Raw genomic sequence first — 2,552 nt, 5'->3', positions numbered from 1 at the left:
CAGGCTTTCCTACCAAGTTTGTAGAGAGCTTTTCGGTAGGGACACCCGTTATTGCAAATCATACCAGCGACTTAGCTGAATATTTAAAGGATGAACAGACAGGCATCGTTTGTGCTGACGAGTCGGTTGATAGCATGTTAAGTGGTTTGACACGCATTATGAGATTGAATGGTAATCAGTTGAATGTAATGCGCTCTAATGCGAGAGGGGTTGCTGAGAGTAGCTTTGACAATACCGTCGCAAGTGATCTAATTGAAAACCTCATTATCTCAAATTAACTTCCTACGGATGAGTACACGGGAGTACTTTTGAAACAAGCTAAATCTGAAAGAATTTTGTTTATACATCATGGAGTGGGCTTAGGTGGTGCTCCAAAGAGTATGACTCAGTTGGCGAACCGTTTGAAAGGTGATGGTAAGCAAGTCGAAGTGCTGTATTTAAAAGATTCAGATGCGAAAACTCTACTTAAGTCAGTTGATTATCATGTTGTAGGCTTACCGCTGCGTTATTTCAATCATTCTTCTCGGTGGTATAAATGGTATGAACCGCATCTAATTCTATTTCAGTTACTCAGCTGGCTCTTGACAGTTTTTGTAGTTGCCCCTTATTGGTACGTAAAGCTTCGACCTGATGTTGTTTATCTAAACTCCTCTGTTTTGACCGATTGGCTCTTTGTGTCCAAATTATTTCGTATTAGGAATATTGTTCATGTGAGAGAGGCGATTTCTAAGGGCTATTTTGGGATTCGTAATAACCTTATCAGATTATTGCTTAGCAAATTTGCTGATCATGTGATATTTCTTAGTAAGCATAACAGAGAATGTTTAGGGGCAAATATAGCCTCAAAAACTTCAATAATAAGTAACTACGTTAAAGGAGGAGGGTGCGTAATTGACCCAAAAGAGCGGCAGTATGATGCAATATATGTCGGCGGTGAGAAATCCATAAAAGGAATTGACTTAATAAAAGAGCTACTAGAATCAGATAATCAGTACCGTTTATGTCTGTTGGGGTACTACAGTGATGAGTTTGTGGATAAATATAACTCAGAAGCTATCAACGTTCTTGGGGCCGTTGAAGACTCGATGCCGTATATTGCTGATAGTAGATGCCTACTATTTCCTGCTACAACGCCACATTTTCCTAGACCAGTCATAGAAGCATTGTCATGTGGGTGTGTTCCAGTTATGTCCGATATTGATGGGTACGAGGAAATTATAACTCCCGGCGAAACTGGTGTGGTTTTTAGGAATAACGATTTTAATCATTTAGTTGAATCTCTCGACACTGCTTTGTCAATGTGCGCAACTGATGTAATTCAATCTTGTATTGATAGATATCGAAATAAGTTTAGCGATGCAAATGAAGACAAGATTATTAGAATCATCTTATCTTAATATGCTATTGAAACTCTGTGTGAGAGAAACTATAGATGACTCATCCAGCACATACTAAAATATTGGGATACGACAGGTTTGTTTTATTGATCCCGTTTTTAATGTGGTGCCTTTTGCCTGCGCTTTCTTTTAGTCTTTTGGGGCGGCTATCAGTTGTGATAGGGCTAGGTAGCTATTTGGCTTTGGTTTTTTCGGAAGTATTTCTCCTACAGAGATACAAAATTCGAAGAGTAACTATGATCGTATGTTTAGTTCTTTGTTATATGTGGGTTACAAACACTGTTTTCTCACCATCTGAATATAAGTTAAGGCATACTCACTTTTCCTTATTATTAATCTTCATGATTATTTCCTTGCAGTTGTTGTCAGCGAATCAGAAGTCGGCAAAACTGATCTTAGGTACAGTAATGTTTGCTAATGTGGTCACTTTGGTTCTGACAATTAAGGCTTTGATGGTTGATCATTCAATTGCGCGATTGATTTCAGAAAGCAACGATGTTAGCAGAATGCTTGCCGCGCAGGGACTTGGTGGATATGGGGTCGTATATGCAAACGTAGTCATGTTACCCGTGTTTGTTGCTTTATATCGGGTTCTAAGTAATCAAGAAACTAAGCATCATATTCTCATATTCCTTACTATCCTTAACTTCTTTTTATGCGTCGCTTTTTTAATTAAGTCTCAATATACGATAGCAAACGTTATAGCCTTTACTGGTTTGATTGTCATATTAATTCGTAGGAGCCTTATAATTTTTTCTTTAATGCTCCTAGGTGGAGTTGCCTTTCTAGCTTCCACTTCTTTTCTTTCTGATTTAGAGGTTCTTTTAAATTTTCTCGACGGTACAAGATATAAGGAAAAGTTATTGGATATTATTGCTGCTTCCTCAGGCAGTCATGAATCTGATGGCGCAGTAGGCAGTCGTAGTGATGCATATGTAATGAGTGTTAATACGTTCAAGGAGAATTTCTTATTTGGTATACTAGCCTTTGGAAAAGGAATTGGTCATCATTCTGATATCGTAGATAAATTTGCACAATGGGGAGTGTTCTTGGGTGGTGCAGTTGTGTATCTCTTATGTTATTACCCTCTGTACTTAAAGCGAAAAATGAAAAATTCTATTTCAATAGAATTAGGCGTGGTTCTGTTCGCTATGA

At 38.0% G+C, this 2,552-nt stretch carries 3 protein-coding genes; all 3 read left to right on the top strand.

Annotation, left to right across the window (positions count from 1 at the left end):
• Window positions 1-278, top strand: a 278-nt coding sequence (locus tag A3735_RS18750; protein ID WP_156499751.1) for a glycosyltransferase, incomplete at its 5' end; no start/stop codon positions are given.
• Between the two features lie 30 nt (window positions 279-308).
• On the top strand, window positions 309-1,397 hold the full coding sequence (locus A3735_RS18745) for a glycosyltransferase (protein WP_068638451.1): 1,089 nt from the start codon (window positions 309-311) through the stop codon (window positions 1,395-1,397).
• Window positions 1,398-1,804: 407 nt separating this feature from the next.
• Window positions 1,805-2,552: hypothetical protein (locus A3735_RS18740; RefSeq protein WP_231882577.1), on the top strand; the 748-nt coding region annotated here is incomplete at its 3' end.

The organism is Oleiphilus sp. HI0061 (assembly GCF_001635675.1).
This window is presented reverse-complemented; position numbering and strand designations above follow the sequence as displayed.